Genomic DNA, 20,228 nt, shown 5'->3' on the forward strand with positions numbered 1-20,228 from the left:
GATAGATCTCCTGGGTCAGGCCGCGAGCATTTCGCGGCTGGAAAGCGCTTCCAACGCAACAGCGTCGGCGGCAAGGCGGTCGGCGGCAGGCTGGTGCGCCGCAGAAAGGGGCAGTAACGGCAAACGCAGGCCGTGCCCGATCCCGGCGCGCTGCAGCAGCGCCTTGACCGGGATGGGATTGGATTCGATGCCGCAGAAACTGTGGTACTCGCTCAGGCGTGCGTCCCACGTGGTGGCCGCCTCGCGCTGGCCGTCGCGGGCCAGGTCGCACAGGCGCCGATAGGCCGACGGCAAGGCGTTGGACGCCACCGAAACCAACCCGTCGGCACCGGACAGCATCGCCTGCGCGGCGCTGCCGTCATCACCGCTGAGCACCACGAAGGACTCGCTGCGCAGCGCCACCAGCGCGGCCACGCGCTCCGGCTCGCTGCGCGCTTCCTTGATGCCGACGATGTTCGGATGCCCGACCAGCGCGGCAACCGTCTCCGGCAACAGATCGCATCCGGTGCGGCCTGGCACGTTGTACAGCACCACCGGCAAGCCGCCGTTGTCGGCAACCGCCAGGAAATGCGCCTGCAGGCCGGCCTGGGTCGGACGCACGTACGGCGGCGTCACCACCAGCGCGTACTGCGCACCCAGCGCAGCGGCGCGGCGCGTCTGCGCGATGGTCTTGGCGGTGCCCGACAGGCCGGTGCCGGCCAGCACCGGCACGCGGCCGGCCACCTGCGCAATGGCGGCACGCAACAAGGTGTCGTACTCCTCGTCGCTCAACGCGGCGGCCTCGCCGGTGGAACCGGCGACGACGATTCCCTGCACGCCGCCGTGCAGTTGCTGTTCCAGCAACCGCCGCCAGGCATCCAGGTCGAGTGCGCCGTCCGGACCGAAAGGGGTCGCCAGCGCGGTGATGATGCCGGAAAGGGACAAGATTCTGCTGCTCTTACGTGACAGGAAAGGCCCGCGCGCACGCGGGTTGTGGCCGCCTGCATGTTACTTGCGGCGCGAAACCACGGGCAAGTATGCTGGTCACCGCCAGGGCGCCTGCCCGGGCGGCCATTCAGCCTGATGCAATGCCGGAAGCCCCTTTGACCGACTCGACTCCCCGGCCCTCGCCGACCGAAAACCACCTCCTGATCAACGCCTACACGACGCATCCGGAGTCTCCCCTGTTGCCCGTCACCCGCCGCATCGCCGACAGCGGCTGCAATCTCGTGGACGCCCGCCTGGCCACAGTGGGACGCGATGTCTCGGTCACCGCCCTGGCCACCGGCTCCTGGGACTCGGTCGCCAAGCTGGAGGCCATGCTGACCCGGCTCGAGCGCGAAGAAGGCCTGAAGCTGGTGTGGTACCGCACCGGCCCCAAGCAGACCCAGTCCAACCTGCTGCCCTACATCGTCGAAGTCATCGCCGCCGACAAGCCGGGCATCCTGTTCCAGCTGGCCGATTTCTTCGACCGCCAGGGCATCACCATCGAGAACCTGCAGAGCACGCGCTACCGCGCCATGCAGACCGGCGCGGAGATGTTCTCCGCGCAGGTGACGATCGGCGTGCCGGCCAACATGCACATCGCCGCACTGCGCGATGATTTCCTGGAATTCTGTGATCACCTCAATCTCGACGCGATCATGGACCCGATGAAGTTCTGAGGCAGACGCACCGATGGCCATTGCCCTTTCCGCACTGAAACAGATGTTCGAGCACATCCGCTCGGAGACCGACTGGAATCTCGACGGGCCGTTGCGCTGGGAATATTTCTTCGCCGACCCGGCGCAGCAACCGCTGCAACACCTCGCCGAGCAACTGACCCAGGACGGCTATCGCGTCATCGACATCTTCCTCGGCGAACGCGACGAAGACGATGGCGACGACGAGGAGTCGTATTTCCTGCACGTGGACAAGCTGGAACGGCACACCATCGAGTCGCTGAATCAGCGCAATGCGCAGTTCGATGCGCTTGCCAAACGTTTCCACGTGGCTGCTTATGATGGGATGGACGTCGGCCCGGCATGACCGCGCCGTACGCCCCTCCACTTAGGGCTGAGCAACAATGACCGACGCTGTATTCGAACTCCCCGCTGCAAGCTTCGACCTGCCACTGTCACTGTCCGGCGGCACCCAGACCATGCTGCGCGGCTACGCCGGCAAGTGGGTGGTGCTGTACTTCTACCCGAAGGACAGCACGCCCGGCTGCACCACCGAAGGCCTGGATTTCAACGCGCTGCTGCCGCAGTTCACGCAGGCCGGCGCGGTCGTGCTGGGCGTCTCGCGCGACTCGGTGAAGTCGCACGACAATTTCTGCGCCAAGCAGGGATTTACCTTCCCGCTGGTCAGCGATGGCGACGAGGCATTGTGCCGCGCCTTCGACGTCATCAAGGAAAAGAACATGTACGGCAAGCAGGTGCTCGGTATCGAGCGCAGCACCTTTTTGCTGTCGCCCGAGGGGGTGGTGGTGCAGGCCTGGCGCAAGGTCAAGGTCGCCGGCCACGCCGATGCCGTGCTGGCCGCGTTGAAGGCGCACGCCAGACAGTGACGCCCCCTGGTTTCCCGTGTCCTCCATCACCCTGCCCTGCAGGCGTGATGGCTCGCCCCTGCTCCATCACTTGGAAGACCCAATGACCCGAGGCAAGCGCATCTACGTGCTGGACACCAACGTGCTGATGCACGATCCCACCGCGCTGTTCAAATTCGAGGAACACGACGTGTTCCTGCCGATGCAGGTGATCGAGGAACTCGACAACGCCAAGAAGGGCACGTCCGAAGTCAGCCGGAACGCGCGCCAGGTCAGCCGCTTCTTGGACGAACTGCTGGAGAACACCAACGCCGAGCAGATCCAGGCCGGCATCCTGCTCAGCCATCCGCAGGGCATCCAGCTCAAGGGCCAGGCCGCGATCGGCCGGCTGTATTTCCAGATCCATCCGATCGACCCGGGCCGCACCTTCGGCGCGATGATCCCGGACAACAAGATCCTGGCATCGGTGCTGGCGCTGTGCGAAGAACATCCGGATGTGCCGGTCATCCTGGTGTCCAAGGACATCAACCTGCGCATCAAGGCCTACATCAGCGGCCTGAATGCCGAGGACTACCAGAACGATCGCGCGCTGGACGATTTCAGCCTGCTGTTCACCGGCGCCATCGAGCTGCCGGAAAACTTCTGGGAAAAGCACAACCAGGACCTGCGCAGCTGGAACGAGCGTGGCCGCACCCATTACGAGATCGTGCTGGCCGACGACGAGGACTGGTATCCGAACCAGTACCTGTATCTGCCGGGCGAGGACGAAGTGGAACTGCGCGTGGCCAAGGTCGGCGGCGGCAAGGCCACGCTATGCCTGGTCGACGATTTCCGCAGCGGCCAGCACGCAGTGTGGGGCATCGTGGCGCGCAACCGCGAGCAGAACTTCGCGCTCAATGCGTTGATGGATCCGGAGATCGATTTCGTCACCCTGCTCGGCACCGCCGGTACCGGCAAGACCCTGCTCGCCCTGGCCGCCGGCCTGGCGCAGACGATGGATCAGCAGCGTTACCGCGAAATCATCATGACCCGCGCCACCGTCAGCGTCGGCGAAGACATCGGCTTCCTGCCCGGCACCGAGGAAGAAAAGATGACCCCGTGGATGGGCGCGCTGACCGACAACCTGGAAGTGCTCACCCACAACCAGGAAGGCGGCTCGTGGGGCCGCGCGGCCACCAACGACCTGCTCGCCAGCCGCATCAAGATCCGCTCGATGAACTTCATGCGCGGGCGCACCTTCCTGTCGCGCTATCTGATCCTGGACGAAGCGCAGAACCTCACCCCCAAACAGATGAAGACGCTGATCACCCGCGCCGGCCCCGGCACCAAGATCGTGTGCCTGGGCAATGTCGAACAGATCGATACGCCTTACCTCACCGAAACCACCTCGGGCCTGACCTATGCGGTGGATCGCTTCAAGGCCTGGCCGCACAGCGCGCATATCACGCTGCGTCGCGGCGAGCGTTCGCGCCTGGCCGACTTCGCCTCGGAGGTGCTGTGATGCACCTGCTTCGCGGCGCGGCGGCGCTCGCCGTCATGGCACTGGCCGGCTGCGCGACCGCGCCGCCGCCCGCCAGCGTGCCGACCAACCTCAAGAGCGGGCAGTCCTGGGTCATCACCCGCCAGGGCATTGCCGAGCAGGTGCTGGACACCTGCTCGCGCGACAGCCCGGCGCGTCATCCTGGCCAGATCACCGGCTACTGGACACCGAGCCAGCAGCAGATCGAACAGCTCGAATCCAGGCAGGATGCCTTGACGCCGACCATCCCCGAGCCGCGCGATTTCGACCGCCAGTACGTGGGCGTGGTGATCCAGGGCCAGCAGCTGATCTACATCAACGCCTTCAGGCTGCCGAACGACCCGCCAGTGACACCGGCCAGGGAAGCGATCCGGGTGTGCGACGGCGGCGGTGCCTTCTGGGGTGCGCTGTACGACCCGCAAACCGGCGCGTTTTCGCAGATCGCCGTCAACGGCACGCCCTGACCCGCGATGGGCCTGCTGCTGCCGCGCTGGGTCTGGATCGGCGCGGTGGCGTTGTCGGGCGTGGCCGGCATGGTCAACGTGGTCGGCTACCTGGGCTCCGAGCATCAGGTGGTCAGCCACCTCACCGGCACCACCAGCCTGCTCGGCGTTGCCCTGGTGCAGGACGCCGCGCCGGAGATCGGTTTCCTCTGGGGCATCCTGATCGCCTTCTGCGCAGGCGCCATGCTCAGCGGCCTGATCATCCAGGACGATGTCTTGCGGCTCGGACAGCGCTACGGCGCGGCGCTGCTGCTCGAAGCGCTGCTGTTGCTGGCCGCGATTCCGCTGTTCAAGCTGCATCATGTCGGCGGCGCGCTGGTCGCCGCAGGCGCCTGCGGCCTGCAGAACGCCATGGCCACCACCCTCAGTGGCGCCGCGGTCCGCACCACGCATCTGAGCGGCATGTTCACCGACCTGGGCATCGGCCTGGGGCACCTGCTGCGCGGGCGCCCGCTGCAGGTGCGCCGGCTCACGCTGAGCGGGTTGATCATCAGTGGCTTTCTCGGCGGCAGCGTGCTTGGCACCTGGCTGTTCCAGCGCTGGCACTACGACGCGCTCTACCTGCCAGCCGGACTCACCGGATTGACCGGTGCCGGCTACATTGCCTACCTGCAATGGCGTCGCTGGCGTACGCAATGATCCGCACTTCCGCCAGGCGGCAGTGCAGAATCCCCTCATGACCACGTCCAGCACGCTGTCCGCCCTGACCATCGCCGGCTCCGATTCCGGCGGTGGTGCCGGCATCCAGGCCGACCTCAAGACCTTCGCCGCGCACCGCGTGCACGGCCTGTCGGCCATCGCAGCGTTGACCGCGCAGAACACCCGCGCCGTCACTGCCGTGCATCTCCCGCCGATCGCGTTTTTGCAGGCGCAGATCGATACCTGCTTTGCCGATTTCGAGATTCAGGCGGTCAAGCTTGGCATGCTCGCCAATGCCGAGGTCATCCATTGCGTGGCCGATCTGCTCGAAACCCATCGCCCGCCCTTCGTGGTGCTCGACCCGGTGATGGTCTCCACCAGTGGCGCCCGCCTGCTCGAAGACGCGGCGCTGGAGGCGCTGCGCACACGCCTGCTGCCGCTGGCCACGCTGATCACACCGAATACCCCCGAAGCCGAACTGCTGACCGGCCGCCGCATCGACGATGCCGACGCCGCCGAGCACGCCACCGCCGCCCTGCTCGACATCGGCGCCAACGCGGTGCTGCTCAAGGGCGGTCACCTGCACGAGGGCACGCGGGTGATCGACCGCTTCGATGACGGCGTCACCCAGGACGTGTTCATGCATCCGCGCCTGCAGGTCGATGCGCACGGCACCGGCTGCAGCCTGTCGGCGGCCATTGCCGCGCAGCTGTGCCAGGGCCTGTCCCTGCTCAATGCCTGCGAAGCGGCCATCGACTACGTCGCGCGCGCCATCCGCCTCGGCCACAGCCCCGGTCACGGCGAGGTGCTGGTCCTGGACCATTTCGGCGCCGCGCCCAACCCGTGAGCGTGCACGTCGGCACGCTCGCCGTCACCGCCGCGGATGGACATGCCTGGCAAGTGCTGCGCCACGCACCGGCGCGGCCGATCCCCAGCTTGCTGTGGCTGCCGGCACTGGGCGTTGCCGCGCGACACCACCAGCCGTTTGCGCACGCCCTGGCCTGCACCGGGATTGCGGTGTACCTGCACGAATGGCGCGGCAATGGCAGCCGACGCGCCATGGCCTGTCGCTGATTTTCCGACCGCCGCCATGGCTGGCACGTACGCAAGGCGTACTGCACGGGCGAACGCTCGGTTTCGGCGGAACCGAGGCGCGCAGCCTGATCGCCGATTGGGCGCAGGTCGGTCGCAGCAATCGCTATCGTGCGGCGGGAACGGCGTGGGATCTTGAGCAGGCGCTGGGCCAACTCGATGTGCCGGTCAGAGCGGTGACCTCCGCACGCGACCGCTTCGGCCCGCCCGGCGCTCTGCGGGCCTTGCTGCAGAAAATGCCACAGACACGCACCAAGCTCATGGCCTTACGATGCGCAACTGGGTGCGCGCAGCGATCACTTCGCATGGATGAAGACACCTGTTGCCGTGGCCGCTGCGCTGCGTCGGCGTCTTGGCGATGAGGGTAGCGACAATCGAATGTCACAAAGGGATTGACGAGGACTCCGGGCATCCGCATAATTCCGCTCCTGACGACGCGCCCGTAGCTCAGTTGGATAGAGTACCTGGCTACGAACCAGGCGGTCGGGAGTTCGAATCTCTCCGGGCGCACCATCTTCAGAACAATCAAGAGACAGCCTTCGACCGCTGTCTTTTTAGTTACAAGGGTCTGATCGTACTGCGATGGATCTGCAAGTGGAAACGCAAGTCAAAACAAGATAATGCGCCCGTAGCTCAGTTGGATAGAGTACCTGGCTACGAACCAGGCGGTCGGGAGTTCGAATCTCTCCGGGCGCACCAATCTTGAAGAAAACGACCAGCTTGCTGGTCTTTTTTTTGCCTGTCGTTTGAGTGCGGATGGCGGCTGTGACGTTACGACGCAGCGAACACGAAGCAAGGCGCGCAAAAGGCCAGCATGCGCGCCGCAACACCCCGCGTCACTGCTGTCAGGCCATCGCACCCAGCGCATCGGACCCGGCCACCACCACAACCGGCAGCAGCGAAGCCACCGGCTGCCCGGCGTCGCGCCACGCATCCAGCCCACCCAGCAACGGCCGCACGTCGCGATATCCGCGCTCGCGCATCCGACCGGCCAGCCATGCCGCCGACACCTCGTCCGGACACGCGCAGTAGATCACCACGCTGCGATCGCGCGGCACGCTGGCCAGAATCTGTGCGAGCTGACGCTCATCGGCAAACACCGCGCCGGGAATCGTGTACGGCTGCAGACCGCGATGGCCCGGCGCACGGATATCCAGCACCGTCGGCCGCAGCGCTTCGTCGCCATCGAGCAGCGGCACCAGCTCCTCCACTGCGATACGCGCGTGCTCCAGCGAACGCAGCAAGGTATGTCGCCGCCGCCAACGCCAGCCGACGTAGCAGGCCAGCGACACGGCCAGCACGACAACCGCACCGGAACCCAGGTCGGACAGCAACGCGAGCACGTCCTGCACCTGACGCGCGAACAGCGCGCCCAGGCTCAGGCCGACGAACGCCCACAGCGACGCACCCAGGGCGTCGTAGCGCAGGAACGCCGCCGGGTGCACCCGCATCGCACCGGCCATCGGCACCGAGACCATCGACAGACCGGGCACGAATTTGGCCACCGCCAATACCCGCACACCCCAGCGCGAGAAGAATCGCTCGGTCTTTTTCATGCAGGTATCGCGCGACAGCGACAGCCGGCACAGCGACTGCAGGGTGCGATTGCCGAAACGGCGACCGGCCAGATACCAGGCCAGGTCGCCAAGCAGACTCGCCAGTACCGACACTGCCAACGCCGTCAATCCGGCCAGCCAGGCATCGCTCCCGCCCTGCAGCGCGTAGCCGGCACCGACCAGCACCAGGGTCGGCAGCGCCGGCACCGGCAGGCCCAGCGACAACGCCAGCACGTTGGCAAATACCAGCGCCAATCCGTACTGTTCGATCAAGCCTTGCATGCGGCGACCCTGCGCGACGGCGAAGGCCCATTATCCGCCCTTCCTCACGCGCGCGACTGCCCGGCGGCGACGGAACGATACGTTTCGGCAAGCGACTGCAACCAGCCATCGAACAGCCCATCGCTGCGCAGTGCGCGCCGCCACCAGCCCAGCGCCTCGCCCTCCTCACCCGGCCGCCAGGCCAGGTAGAAGGTTTCGTCGGGCTTGCGGGTTCCCACCTGCAGCTCGCACAGCCGGCCGTCCCGCAGCGCGCCGCGCGCATACGGCTCGGGCAGGAAGCCGTAGCCGGCACCGGCCAGCTGCAGCTGCAGCTTGGTTTGCATGTCCGGCACGGTGAGCACATCGCGCGAGGACAGCAGGCCGACCGTGCGTGGCAGCAGATGCCGCGCCGAATCCGCCACCGCGATCGCACGGTGTTCGGCCAGCTCCGCCGCGCCCAGCGTACCGGCGCCCGCCAGCGGATGCGTGGGAGCCACCGCGAACACGAAGCGCAGCGTGCCGATCGCCTCGGCGACATAGCCGCCACCGCTCGGCCCCTCGCCCGCCGCAACGATCAGATCCACGCGCCGATCCAGCAGCGCCTCCCAGCTGCCTGACAAGGACTCGCTCAACACGCGCAGGCGCGTGCTGTCGGCCACCGTGTAGAAGTCCAGGATCTGCGCCTGCAGCAAGGCGACCGGCAGGATCGCATCCAGCCCGATCGCAAAGTCCGACTCCCAGCCCGACGCCACCCGCCGCACCCGCACCTCCAACTCCTGCGCCGCCCGCAACAGGTGTCGCCCTTCGCGCAGCAACTCACGCCCGGCCTGCGTCGGAGTGGCCTTCGGGCCGAGCCGCTCGAACAGCTGCACGCCCAGATCATCCTCCAGCTTGGAGACCGTGTAGGAAATCGTCGACGGTACCTTGAACAACACCTTGGCAGCAGCCGTGAACGAACCCCGGCGGTCGATCGCATCCAGGATCTGCAGCGCTTCCAGGCTGATTTTCATTGTTCGATTTTTTCGATGTTAGCAGCCAAATCTACTCGCTTTTTGCCGCCGACGCGGAGGCCCAGACTATGCATCAAGCCGCTGGGACACCGATTCCTCCTCCCTGGCGACACTCCAACCTTTCAAGGAGAGGCAGCATGTTGAATGTCCGCAAGAGCGAAACCCGTGGCCGCGCCGAACATGGCTGGCTGTCCTCGCGCCATACCTTCTCCTTCGCCAGTTACCACGACCCGCGCCACATGGGCATCGGCCCGCTGCGGGTGATCAACGAAGACAAGGTGACCCCGGGCGAAGGCTTCGGCACCCACGCCCACCGTGACATGGAGATCATTTCCTACGTCCTGGGCGGCGCCCTGGAGCACAAGGACAGCATGGGCACCGGCTCGGTACTGCACTACGGCGATGTGCAGCGCATGAGCGCCGGCAGCGGCGTCACCCACAGCGAGTTCAATCATTCCGCCAGCGAGCCGGTGCACTTCCTGCAGATCTGGGTGATGCCCGAGCGCAACGGCATCGAACCCAGCTACGAAGAAAAGCATTTCGATGCCGACAGCAAGCGCAACCAGCTGCGCCTGATCGCCTCGCCCGGCGGCGAGCACGGCTCGCTGCGCCTGCACCAGGATGCGCGCCTGTATGCCTCGATCCTCGATGGCGAAGTGCGTCTGCAGCAGCCGCTGGCCGAAGGCCGCATCGGCTACGTGCAGGTGGCGCGCGGCAGCCTGAGCGTCAATGGCCAGGCGCTGTCGGCCGGCGATGCGCTGCAGATCACCGGCGAGCCCGAGATCGTGTTGGACGATGCACGCGATGCGGAGGTCCTGGTGTTCGATCTGCCGAAATAAGCGGCGCCAGCTCAGCGTGCAGCGTGCCGCAGACAACTCGGTACGCTGCGCGCTGGAGATTCGCCCACATCAGACAGCACGCTTCCGGCGCGCTCTTTCGTCTTTCTGCTCAAGCAAAGCTGATGGCAGGGCACCTGCGATGACGCTGCCACGCATGACGCAAGCGCGTCGATACTGCCGCGCAGCGCTGCATCACTGCACGGGGTCACGCAGCCTGCGGCTTGGCAAGCCTGGCAAGCGGTTCGCTCGAAGTCCCGCTGCGCACAGCAGCCGCCCTTGTGACGCCATCGCCATCGCCATTGACCAAGACAAACAGCGCATCGGCATCGGCTTCCAGCACACGCGCCGAACGCGCCAGATCGTCGACCATCTGCGCCTGATCGCGCGCCTGCACACCGATCGATTGCAGCGCGGTGTTGGCGGTGGAAATATCCCTAGCCTGCTCCTGACTGGCAGCGGCAATCTGCTCCACGGTTGCGGTGACGCGCAGCACCGAGCTGACCATGTCCTGCATCACTACCCCGGCCTGCTCGGCCAGGCGCGAACCATCGCCCACCTGGTCGGTCGCATCGTCGATCAAACCACGAATTTCCTTCGCCGAGACACTGCAGCGCTGCGCCAGGCTACGCACCTCGGTCGCCACCACGGCAAATCCACGCCCCTGCTCGCCAGCGCGTGCCGCTTCCACGGCTGCATTCAAGGCCAGGATATTGGTCTGGAACGCGATGCCGTCGATCACCTCGATGATCTGGCCGATACGATCGGTGGCCGAGCGAATGCCGGCCGTGGTCTTGACCATGTCGGCGATGACGGTGGCGCCGCGTCGCGCAACATCGGCCGAGGCCTCGGCCATGCGCTGCGCAGAACCGGCGCTGTCGGAATTGGTGCGTACGGTTTCTGCCAGCTGGTCGATGGTGGTCGAGGTCTGCGCCACGGCTGCCGACTGCGTAGACGACCGGCTCACCAGTTCCTGATTGCTGACCGAAATATGGTGCGCCTCGCGCTGCACGTTCTGCGCGATGCTCGTGGTCTGCTGCATCAATTGGCGCATGCGCTCGGCCGAGTGCACCTGATCGGTGACATCGGTGGCGTACTTGACCACCTTGTACGGGCGCCCGGACACATCCAGGATCGGGTTGTAGGACGCCTGGATCCACACCGGACTCCCATCCTTGTGCAGCCGACCGTAGCGGCCCGCATCGAACTGCCCACGCGCCAACTTTGCCCAGAAATGCCGATAGTCTTCGGAGGCGCCGTAGCTTGCATCCACGAAGATGCGGTGATGCTGGCCGATCGCCTCCTCGGCGGCGTACCCCAAAATAGCCAGGAAATTGTCGTTGGCACTCAACACGCGCCCTTCCAGATCGAATTCGATCACGCCCATGACCTTGTCGATGGCCTGGATGCGTCCGTCGGCATCGGCCGAATCGACCACCTGACGCGTCACGTCGGTGGCGTACTTGACCACCTTGTAGGGGCGCCCGTGCGCGTCGAGCACCGGGTTGTAGGACGCCTGGATCCATACCTCGCCGCCGTCCTTGCCGATGCGCTTGTAGCGCCCCGCGTCGAACGCGCCGCGACCGAGCTTGTCCCAGAACGCGCAATAGGCCGCCGACTGACGCGTTTGCGCATCCACAAACATGCCGTGGTGCTTGCCGCGGATCTCATCGAGCCTGTAACCCATGACCGCAAGGAAATTCTCGTTGGCATCGAGCACCGTGCCGTCCAGCGAAAACTCGATGACCGCCATGACCTTGTCGATCGCATCGATGCGGCCTTCGAAATCGGCGGTCTGACGCACCTGCGCAGTGATGTCGGTGGCGTACTTGACCACCCGGTAGGCCTTGCCCGCGCGATCCAGCAACGGGTTGTACGAGGCGTTGATCCACACTTCGCACCCGTTCTTGTCCAGCCGGCAGAACCGCCCGGCGTTGAAGTCGCCGCGACGCAGCGCCTGCCAGAACTGTCGATAGCTTTCGCTGTCGCGATCGCTGGAGGTCACGAACATGCGGTGGTGCTGACCGACGACTTCGTCCAGCCGATAGCCCATCAGGGACAGGAAGTTCTGGTTGGCATGCAGAATGCGGCCATCCAGATCGAACTCGATCACCGCCATCACCCTGTCCACTGCATCGGCCTTGTGCTGCAGCCCACGGCTCCAGGAAGAAAACAGGCGTCCAAGCAGCGGCGTTAGGCGCATCGCATTGAGATCCGAGAGATGTGTCACAGCCTTAGCGACTCATGCTCGGGTTACTTGAATCGCTGCGCGCAGCGCATGTTTGTGGCGATTCAGACGCTGCCGCCGGTGCGGCTGCCGACGTTGCGCTGGTGACGTCAGTGCATGCCGTCACCAATCTGTCGGTACAAATGAAAACGCCCGCAAATCAGGGATTTGCGGGCGTCCAAAACACTGGCGGAGCGAGAGGGATTCGAACCCTCGATAGAGTTTTTGACCCTATACTCCCTTAGCAGGGGAGCCCCTTCAGCCGCTCGGGCATCGCTCCAGTTTTTGCGTCCTGCCGCGGTGTCCGTTGCAGGCCGCGAAGAATACCGGGTAAGAGGGGCTAACGTAAACCCTTTATGACGATCAATTCGAAGAATCGTCGCCGTGATGCGCACCGGAAGCGACCGGCTCATCCCCACGCTGGATCCGCTGATAGATTTCTTCGCGATGTACAGCAACATCTTTGGGTGCGGTGATGCCGATACGCACCTGATTACCCTTGACGCCGAGCACAGTCACAGTGACCGAGTCGCCGATCATCAAGGTTTCGCCTACCCGGCGAGTGAGGATCAACATTTTGCAAATCTCCTGGAACCGGTGGATTTCCCACCAGCATCGGCGGCCGACTGACGAGGCGCGCCCTAGGTAAAGGGAATAGACCAGAAATGGTAGCGGGACACCCTGCCAACCAGCAAGGCATACCAGGACAAGTGTTCAGCCCAAGTGTTGCTTGACCCAGGAGGGCACGCCTTCCAGCGCGGTCGCAAGGGCGGGACCATCCTCGCCACCACCCTGGGCGAGATCCGGACGACCGCCGCCCTTGCCCCCGATCTGACTGGCGATATGGCTGAGGAGTTCCCCCGCCTTCACCTTGCCAGTTGGGCTGCCGTTCACGCCGGCCACAAGCGCAACCTTGCCGCCAGCAGCGCCTGCCAACACGATGACCGAGTCGCCCAACTGCTGCTTGAGACGATCCATCGCATCGCGCAACGCCTTGGCATCGAAGCCCTCCAGACGCACCGCGACCACCTTGACGCCTGCCACATCGACAGCGCTGGAACCCAGGTCTGCAGTCGCACCGGAGGCCAGCTTGGCCTTGAGCGACTCCAGCTCACGCTCGAGCCGCTTCTGACGTTCGCTGAGCGCGCGAACCTTGTCGACCACCTCGGTGGCATTGCCGCCGAGCAGGCTGGCCGCCTCGAGCAGACGTCGCTCCTCATCGGCGACATGGTCCAGCGCGCCCTGCCCGGTCACCGCCTCGATACGACGCACACCCGAAGACACACCGCCCTCGGAGGTGATCTTGAACAAGCCGATGTCGCCGGTGCGGGTGACATGGGTGCCACCGCAGAGCTCGGTGGAATAGCCGCCCATCTTCAGCACGCGCACGTTCTCGCCGTACTTTTCGCCGAACAAGGCCATCGCGCCGAAGTCCAGCGCTTCCTGCATGGCCATGTTGTGCACTTCCACCCCGTGATTGTTGCGCACCTCCGCATTGACCTTGCGTTCGATCACGGCGAGCTCTTCGGACGTGATCGGCTGGAAGTGCGAGAAGTCGAACCGCAAGCGGTCCGGTGCAACCAGCGAGCCCTTCTGCTGCACATGCGTGCCCAGCACCTCGCGCAGGGCCGCATGCAGCAGATGCGTGGCCGAGTGGTTGAGGATGGTCTTGCCGCGGCGCTGCACGTCGATGCCGCCTGCCAGCACATCGCCCAATGCCAGCGCACCTTCGGTGATGCGCCCTACATGGCCATGGAACTGGCCGGCAAACTTCTGGGTGTCGGTGATCTCGATGGAGACATCGCTACCGCTCAGCTGGCCGCTATCGCCGACCTGGCCACCGGACTCGGCGTAGAACGGCGTGCGGTCGGTGAACACGATAACCTCGTCACCGGCTTGCGCGCGCTCGACCGGGCGGCCGTGCTTGAGCAATGCAACGACCTTGAGCGCATCGGCATCGTAAGCCTCGTAGCCCAGAAATACCGTTGGCGACATGGTGGCGACCAGATCGGCCGGCAATGCGACGCCGCCACCGAACTTGCCGGCGGCACGCGCGGTCTCGCGCTGACGCTCCATGGCGAACTCGAAGCCCTCCATGTCCACGCGCAAGCCGCGCTCGCGTGCGATGTCGGAGGTGAGATCGACCGGGAACCCGTAGGTATCGAAAAGGCGGAAGGCATCGGCGCCGGGAATCACTTCCTGCGCGCGCGCGGCAACGTCGTCGAAGATCTTCATGCCGGCGTCCAGCGTCTCGGCAAAACGCTCTTCCTCGGCCAGCAGTGCGCGCGCGACGGTCTCCCGCGCGACCACCAGTTCGGGATAGGCCTCGCCCATCAGCTCGACCAGGGTCGGCACCATCTTGCTGAAGAACGGCTGGCGTACCCCCAGCATCCAGCCGTGCCGCAGCGCACGCCGGATGATCCGGCGCAGCACATAACCGCGGCCTTCGTTGGACGGCAGCACACCATCGACGATCAGGAACGAACAGGCGCGGATGTGATCGGCGATCACCCGCAGCGACTTGTTCTCCAGATCGGTGACGCCGGTCAGCGCGCTGGCCTTGCCGATCAAGGCCTGGAACAGATCGATTTCGTAGTTGGTATGCACGTGCTGCAGGATCGCAGCCAGACGCTCCAGGCCCATGCCGGTGTCCACGCACGGCGCCGGCAACGGCACCAGGGTGCCGTCGGGCTGGCGATCGAACTGCATGAAGACCAGGTTCCAGATCTCGATGAAGCGATCGCCATCCTCGTCCGGCGAACCGGGCGGACCACCGGCGATATGGTCGCCATGGTCGAAGAAGATCTCGGTGCACGGGCCGCACGGGCCGGTATCGGCCATCTGCCAGAAGTTGTCCGACGCGTACGGCGCCCCCTTGTTGTCGCCGATGCGCACGATGCGGCTTTCCGGAATGCCGATCATGTCGCGCCACAGCGCGAAGGCTTCTTCGTCGGTATGGTAGACGGTGACCAGCAGCCGCTCGGCCGGCAGCTTCCAGACCTGGGTCAGCAGCTCCCAGGCCCAGCTGATGGCGTCCTTCTTGAAGTAATCGCCGAACGACCAGTTGCCCAGCATCTCGAAGAAGGTGTGATGGCGCGCGGTGTAGCCCACCGAATCCAGATCGTTGTGCTTGCCGCCGGCACGCAGGCAGCGCTGCACGTCGGCCGCGCGCACGTAGCTGCGCTTCTCCGCGCCGAGGAAGACGTCCTTGAACTGGACCATGCCGGAGTTGGTGAACAGCAAGGTCGGGTCGTTGCCTGGCACCAGCGGCGCCGATGGCACGATGGTATGGCCTTTCCCCTCGAAAAACGCGAGGAAGTCACTACGGATCTGGGAAGTGCTGAATTTGGCGGGTGCGTTCATGTGCTGGCATTGGGCGGGCGGCAGTCCCGGTCACCCAATGAGATGTGGGCGCAGATGAGCGGGACAACCTGAAACCACGAAGGGTAGCAGGCCAGACGCCCTCAGTCCTCAAGGTCGAAGCGCGTGGCGCTACGAATGCTGTTGCCATCAAAACCACGCCGGGCCAGCAGATCGGCGGCCTTGCGACGTTGCGGCAGATCGGTCGGCCCCTCTTCGCCAAAGCGACGGCGGATCAGATCGCGCGCGTTTTCGGTCCAGTCGCCCTCAAATGTCGCCATTGCGGCGCTGATGGCGTCGCTGTCCAGGCCATGGGTCCCGAGCTCGGCGCGGATATGCAGCGGACCGTAGCCCGAGCCTGCACGATTGCGCACGACCGAGGCCGCAAACCGGGTGTCGTCCTGCCACCCCTCGTCAGCCAGGCGCTCTACGGCCGCCTGTGCGGCGTCCGGCTCGATACCGCGTGCCAGCAGCTTGCGGTTCAATTCCTTGCGCGAATGCTCGCGCCGCACCAGCAATCCCAGTGCACGTTGGACCGGGGTCTGTTCCTTGAACCGGCGTCCCCGCTTTGGCGCGGGCTGTTGCTCGTCCATCGTGGGTGTCCCGAGTAACAAAATCACATGCTGCATCAATGCGCCATCCGTGGCGCCTGCCCTCCTGGCCTTCGATAGATCTACCGCGGGAAGCGACGGCACTGACTCCGCCGTCCCCGCGATAGAAAACCTGCTGCAGCCATCAGCACAGCCGCTCTACCATCAGGCGGACGCGACCGGAAAGCGGAACGGGGTAGCCCCTTGGACATCCACCGTTCGCGCTTTCCGCCGGCACCTGCCTGATCACGGCTCAGCTCGCACTGCGGGCTGCCGTTATTCCTTCTCGACGTCGTCGCCGGCTTCGCGCGGTGCCTCGGCCGGCTGGAACTTCTCGCGCAGTTCGCCTTCCAGCCGTGCCGCGACCTGCGGGTTGTCGCGCAGATAGGTGCGGGCATTGTCCTTGCCCTGCCCGATGCGCTCTTCGCCGTAGCTGTACCAGGCGCCGGCTTTCTCGACCAACTTGGCTTCCACGCCCATGTCGATCAGCTCACCTTCGCGGCTAATGCCTTCGCCGTAGAGGATTTCGGTTACGACCTGCTTGAACGGAGGCGCCAGCTTGTTCTTGACCACCTTGATCTTGGTCTGGTTGCCAATGATTTCGTCGCCCTTCTTGATCGCGCCGATACGACGGATATCCAGACGGACCGAAGCGTAGAACTTCAGCGCATTGCCGCCGGTGGTCACCTCCGGACTCTGGCCCGGCATCATCACGCCGATCTTGTGGCGCAGCTGGTTGATGAAGACCACCAACGTGTTGGAACGCTTGATGTTGCCGGTCAGCTTGCGCAGCGCCTGACTCATCAGACGGGCCTGCAGACCCGGCAGCTGGTCGCCCATTTCGCCTTCGATTTCGGCCTTCGGTGTCAGCGCGGCGACCGAGTCGACCACCACGATATCCACCGAACTGGAACGCACCAGCATGTCGGCAATTTCCAGCGCCTGCTCGCCGGTATCCGGCTGCGACAGCAGCAGGTCGTCGACATTGACGCCCAACTTGGCGGCATAGATCGGATCCAGGGCGTGCTCGGCGTCGATGAAGGCTGCGGTGCCGCCCTTCTTCTGGCATTCGGCGATCGCCTGCAGGGTCAGGGTGGTCTTGCCGGACGATTCCGGACCGTAGATTTCGACCACGCGGCCCTTGGGCAGGCCGCCGATCCCCAGTGCGATGTCCAACATCAGCGAGCCGGTCGGAATGACTTCGACGGCCTCGATCACACGGTCGCCCATGCGCATCACCGAGCCCTTGCCGAATTGCTTTTCGATCTGGCTCAGTGCGGCGGAAAGGGCGCGCTTCTTGTTCTCATCCATCTGGGTGATCCTTGTCAGTGATTTCGGTGTAGGGCTAATGTAACGGCGGTGTATCGCACAGGCTGAGACTGGCTGCGACACACTCAGATTAGAGAGGTGGCCATGGCGATGGCAGCGGGAAATCCTGTGGCACCAGCTCGGGATAACGCCAGTGCGGCCATCGGCGCAGTGCTCAACGATTCGGCCTCAACAGCCCGCAGTACAGGCCCTCGATCGCGAAATCCTGATCCGGCAACACTTCGATCGGCGCATAGTCCGGGTTGCGCGGCAGCAAGCGGATGCGGTCCTTGCCGATCTTCAACAATTTGACCGTGATCTCCTCATCGATCCGCGCCACCACGATCTGCCCCGAACGCGCGTCGCGGGTGCGGTGCACCCCGATCAGGTCGCCGTTGAAGATGCCTTCGTCGCGCATCGAGTCGCCCTGCACCTTGAGCAGATAGTCCGGCGACGGCGAGAAAAACACCCGATCCAGCACCACGAAGTCGTCCGAGCCGATATCCGCGCCGATCGGCAGACCTGCCGCCACACGTCCCAGCACCGGCAGGCGCAGCACATCGTCGCGCACCGGCTCGTTTGCGGCAGGCAGGGTGCGCGACGGGGCGCTCTGCCCGGCCAGGCGGATGCCGCGGGCCTGGCCGGGGACGCGACGGATCGCACCGGCCTGCTCCAATGCCTCCAGATGGTATTGCGCGCCGCGCACACCCTTGAAGCCGAAGGCGCGCGCGATCTCGGTCTGCGAGGGAGGGACGCCGTCGGCGTCGATGCGCTCGGCGATCAAGGCCAGGATTGCTTGCTGGGTATCGGTCAGGTCCATGGTTAGTAGTATTACTACTAACTGACGCCCGCGCAATAGCCGCGTCGTGCGCCACGCCGGGCCGGCCATCGGGTCGGCACGTACCGCGTCTAACGCCGACTCCGCCAGATGGAGAACAGGATCCAGACGCCGCAGATGGCTGCACCGATGAAACCGCCGACACCCAACGCAAGCAGCCAGCGGCTGGCACTGCCACCGACGCTGTTCATGACGATCGACGAGCCGATCACCAGCGCGGCAGTCACAATCCCCATGGTGAGCCGGTTGGCCGCGCGATCGACCTGGTCGCCGAACTCGCGCAACGCACGCGTTTCGATCTGCAGCTGCAACTTGCCGCGCCGTGCGGCCTGCAGCAGCCGTTTGAGATCGCGTGGCAGATCGCCGATCAGATCGATCGCGCCGGTCACGGTGCGACGGCTGCGCCGCAGCATCGCGCTCGGCGCATAACGCTGCAGCACCACGCGTTCGAGATACGGACGCGCCTCGGTGGCCATGTCGAAATCCGGATCGAGCTGGCGTCCCATGCCTTCGAGCGTGAGAAACGCCTTGATCATCAGTGCCAGATCCGACGGCAGGGGCAGCCCGTGATCGCGCAGGATCGAGGTGACATCGCCCAGCATCGCGCCGATGCGCAGCTCTTTCAGCGGCACGCCGCGGTACTCGTCGACGAAGGCGCCGATATCCTGCTGCAGTCGCGACTCATCGATATCCAGACTGGTTCCGGCCCATTCCAGCAGTACGTCGATGACCGCTTCGGCGTCGTAGCTGACCATGCCATGCAGCAGTTGCGCGACCTGGAAGCGACGCTGCTCGGAGACGCGTCCGACCATGCCGAAATCGATGACGGCGATGCGCCCGTCGCGCAGATAAAAAATATTGCCCGGATGCGGGTCGGCGTGGAAGCAGCCATCCTGCAGCACCATCTTCAGCACGATCCCGGCGCCGGTGCGCGCGAGCGCCTTGCGGTCCAGGCCTGCCGCATCCACAGCGACCATATCCCGCCCAGGAATGCCGTCGATGAATTCCTGCACGTTGAGCGATTCGCAGGTCCACTGCCAATAGACGGACGGCACCACCACCCTGGGGTCGTTGGCGAAATTGGCTGCGATGCGCTCGGCGTTGCGACACTCGGCGGCGAAGTCGAGTTCGCGCCGCAAGGAGACCGTGAATTGCTGCACCACTTCGGCGGGGCGATAACGCTTGAGATCGGGCGCGCGCGTTTCCACGATTTCCGCCAGGCGTGCCAGCAGACGCAGATCCGCATCGATGACATCGCCGATGCCGGGGCGGCGGATCTTCAGCACCACCGGTGTGCCATCGGCCAGCCAGGCACGATGCGTCTGCGCCAGCGATGCCGCAGCCAAAGGCTGTTCGTCCAGGCGTGCGAACACGCTTTCCGGCTCCGCACCCAAGGCTGCGACCAATTGCGGGCGGATCTGTTCGAACGGCAGCGCGGGCACTGCATTCTGCAGCTCGCTCAGCTCGTCGATCCACTCCGGCGGTAGCAGGTCCACACGCGTGGCCAGCACCTGCCCCAGCTTGACGAAGGTCGGCCCGAGTTCCTCCAGCGCGCGTCGCACCCGCATTGCGGCGGACAGGCGCAAGCGACCCTCGGCGTTGTGCCAGTGCAGCAGCTTGCCGGCACGCTCGAGCACGTCGGCAAGCCCGATACGCCGCACCACATCGCCGAATCCGTAACGGATCAGCACCGCGGCGATTTCCTGCAGTCGCCCAAGGTCCCGAACGGTGCCGAGTGCTTCCCACATCAGCGCACCGCCTGCGAGTGCGCCGCGGCAACAGGTCGCGTCGCACTAAGGTGCATCGCCGGCCGCGTATCGTCGTTGGAAGCGCGCGTTGACCATGCACGACCACGCGCAATGCCCATGGCTGCATGATCGCTCACGCACAAGACGGCGCAATGACCGGCCGCCTCCAGCATCGGCTGCCGGACGGATGCTCGCCGATCATCCAGCAACGCCAGGACACCGCCAGCGGATCGGC

General features: G+C 65.2%; 18 protein-coding genes, 3 tRNA genes and 1 pseudogene. 11 read left to right on the forward strand and 11 right to left on the reverse strand.

What is annotated here, in order from left to right:
- Nucleotides 1–15 precede the first annotated feature (15 nt).
- Entirely contained in the window at nt 16–924 is a 909-nt protein-coding gene (gene dapA / locus XaplCFBP3123_RS00090) for a 4-hydroxy-tetrahydrodipicolinate synthase (RefSeq protein ID WP_104532284.1), read from the reverse strand.
- Nucleotides 925–1,016: 92 nt separating this feature from the next.
- Between dapA and XaplCFBP3123_RS00095 the strand changes: the two genes are divergently transcribed.
- The 10 genes and pseudogenes from XaplCFBP3123_RS00095 (at nt 1,017) to XaplCFBP3123_RS00140 (ending at nt 6,958) form a co-directional block, all read left to right on the forward strand.
- Nucleotides 1,017–1,643, forward strand: coding sequence for a glycine cleavage system protein R (locus tag XaplCFBP3123_RS00095; protein WP_002813792.1), 627 nt, complete (start codon nt 1,017–1,019; stop codon nt 1,641–1,643).
- 13 nt (nt 1,644–1,656) lie between these two features.
- Nucleotides 1,657–2,007, forward strand: a complete 351-nt coding sequence (locus tag XaplCFBP3123_RS00100) for a ribonuclease E inhibitor RraB (RefSeq protein ID WP_104532285.1) — start codon at nt 1,657–1,659, stop codon at nt 2,005–2,007.
- 37 nt (nt 2,008–2,044) lie between these two features.
- Nucleotides 2,045–2,527, forward strand: coding sequence for a peroxiredoxin (locus tag XaplCFBP3123_RS00105; RefSeq protein WP_104532286.1), 483 nt, complete (start codon nt 2,045–2,047; stop codon nt 2,525–2,527).
- 82 nt (nt 2,528–2,609) lie between these two features.
- Nucleotides 2,610–4,007 carry a PhoH family protein gene (locus XaplCFBP3123_RS00110; protein WP_104532287.1) on the forward strand — a complete coding sequence of 466 codons (1,398 nt, stop codon included), beginning with the start codon at nt 2,610–2,612 and terminating at the stop codon, nt 4,005–4,007.
- Nucleotides 4,007–4,489: a hypothetical protein gene (locus XaplCFBP3123_RS00115; RefSeq protein ID WP_104532288.1), complete on the forward strand. Its 483-nt coding sequence runs from the start codon at nt 4,007–4,009 to the stop codon at nt 4,487–4,489. Before XaplCFBP3123_RS00110 ends, XaplCFBP3123_RS00115 begins: the two co-directional genes overlap by 1 nt.
- Before the next feature lie 6 nt (nt 4,490–4,495).
- On the forward strand, nt 4,496–5,167 hold the full coding sequence (locus XaplCFBP3123_RS00120) for a YoaK family protein (protein ID WP_104532289.1): 672 nt from the start codon (nt 4,496–4,498) through the stop codon (nt 5,165–5,167).
- Between the two features lie 37 nt (nt 5,168–5,204).
- Nucleotides 5,205–6,014 (forward strand): bifunctional hydroxymethylpyrimidine kinase/phosphomethylpyrimidine kinase, encoded by an 810-nt coding sequence (thiD, locus tag XaplCFBP3123_RS00125; protein WP_172453018.1) that lies wholly within the window; start codon nt 5,205–5,207, stop codon nt 6,012–6,014.
- Nucleotides 6,011–6,655: pseudogene (locus tag XaplCFBP3123_RS00130) on the forward strand (hypothetical protein). Before thiD ends, XaplCFBP3123_RS00130 begins: the two are co-directional and overlap by 4 nt.
- A 40-nt stretch (nt 6,656–6,695) precedes the next feature.
- Nucleotides 6,696–6,772: transfer RNA gene (locus tag XaplCFBP3123_RS00135), tRNA-Arg, on the forward strand.
- Nucleotides 6,773–6,881: 109 nt separating this feature from the next.
- A tRNA-Arg gene (locus XaplCFBP3123_RS00140) sits at nt 6,882–6,958 on the forward strand.
- Nucleotides 6,959–7,104: 146 nt separating this feature from the next.
- On the opposite strand, the gene XaplCFBP3123_RS00145 is transcribed toward XaplCFBP3123_RS00140, so the two are convergent.
- The gene (locus XaplCFBP3123_RS00145; RefSeq protein ID WP_104532291.1) at nt 7,105–8,097 is read right to left on the reverse strand and encodes a DedA family protein/thiosulfate sulfurtransferase GlpE; all 993 of its coding nucleotides are present in this window, start codon (nt 8,095–8,097) and stop codon (nt 7,105–7,107) included.
- A 44-nt stretch (nt 8,098–8,141) separates the two neighbouring features.
- A complete protein-coding gene (locus tag XaplCFBP3123_RS00150) occupies nt 8,142–9,086 on the reverse strand; it encodes a LysR substrate-binding domain-containing protein (RefSeq protein WP_104532292.1) in 945 nt (314 codons plus the stop codon).
- A gap of 137 nt (nt 9,087–9,223) precedes the next feature.
- Here XaplCFBP3123_RS00150 and XaplCFBP3123_RS00155 point away from each other — a divergent pair, with 137 nt between their 5' ends.
- Nucleotides 9,224–9,925 (forward strand): pirin family protein, encoded by a 702-nt coding sequence (locus tag XaplCFBP3123_RS00155; protein WP_104532293.1) that lies wholly within the window; start codon nt 9,224–9,226, stop codon nt 9,923–9,925.
- Between the two features lie 205 nt (nt 9,926–10,130).
- Here XaplCFBP3123_RS00155 and XaplCFBP3123_RS00160 read toward each other — a convergent pair whose 3' ends face one another.
- From XaplCFBP3123_RS00160 to ubiB, 8 genes are all read right to left on the reverse strand, one after another.
- Nucleotides 10,131–12,098: a methyl-accepting chemotaxis protein gene (locus tag XaplCFBP3123_RS00160; RefSeq protein WP_253254145.1), complete on the reverse strand. Its 1,968-nt coding sequence runs from the start codon at nt 12,096–12,098 to the stop codon at nt 10,131–10,133.
- Nucleotides 12,099–12,336: 238 nt separating this feature from the next.
- Nucleotides 12,337–12,429: transfer RNA gene (locus XaplCFBP3123_RS00165), tRNA-Ser, on the reverse strand.
- 83 nt (nt 12,430–12,512) lie between these two features.
- Nucleotides 12,513–12,725, reverse strand: coding sequence for a carbon storage regulator CsrA (gene csrA, locus XaplCFBP3123_RS00170; protein ID WP_003481884.1), 213 nt, complete (start codon nt 12,723–12,725; stop codon nt 12,513–12,515).
- 138 nt (nt 12,726–12,863) lie between these two features.
- Nucleotides 12,864–15,512, reverse strand: a complete 2,649-nt coding sequence (gene alaS / locus XaplCFBP3123_RS00175; RefSeq protein WP_104532295.1) for an alanine--tRNA ligase — start codon at nt 15,510–15,512, stop codon at nt 12,864–12,866.
- A gap of 101 nt (nt 15,513–15,613) precedes the next feature.
- Nucleotides 15,614–16,102 carry a recombination regulator RecX gene (gene recX, locus XaplCFBP3123_RS00180; protein WP_054591125.1) on the reverse strand — a complete coding sequence of 163 codons (489 nt, stop codon included), beginning with the start codon at nt 16,100–16,102 and terminating at the stop codon, nt 15,614–15,616.
- A gap of 273 nt (nt 16,103–16,375) precedes the next feature.
- Nucleotides 16,376–17,410, reverse strand: a complete 1,035-nt coding sequence (recA, locus tag XaplCFBP3123_RS00190; RefSeq protein WP_104532297.1) for a recombinase RecA — start codon at nt 17,408–17,410, stop codon at nt 16,376–16,378.
- Nucleotides 17,411–17,582: 172 nt separating this feature from the next.
- The gene (gene lexA / locus XaplCFBP3123_RS00195) at nt 17,583–18,227 is read right to left on the reverse strand and encodes a transcriptional repressor LexA (RefSeq protein ID WP_104532298.1); all 645 of its coding nucleotides are present in this window, start codon (nt 18,225–18,227) and stop codon (nt 17,583–17,585) included.
- An 89-nt stretch (nt 18,228–18,316) separates the two neighbouring features.
- Nucleotides 18,317–19,993: a 2-polyprenylphenol 6-hydroxylase gene (gene ubiB, locus XaplCFBP3123_RS00200; RefSeq protein ID WP_104532299.1), complete on the reverse strand. Its 1,677-nt coding sequence runs from the start codon at nt 19,991–19,993 to the stop codon at nt 18,317–18,319.
- Nucleotides 19,994–20,228 lie beyond the last annotated feature (235 nt).

This window comes from Xanthomonas arboricola pv. populi, assembly GCF_002939945.1.
Lineage (GTDB): Bacteria > Pseudomonadota > Gammaproteobacteria > Xanthomonadales > Xanthomonadaceae > Xanthomonas > Xanthomonas arboricola_A.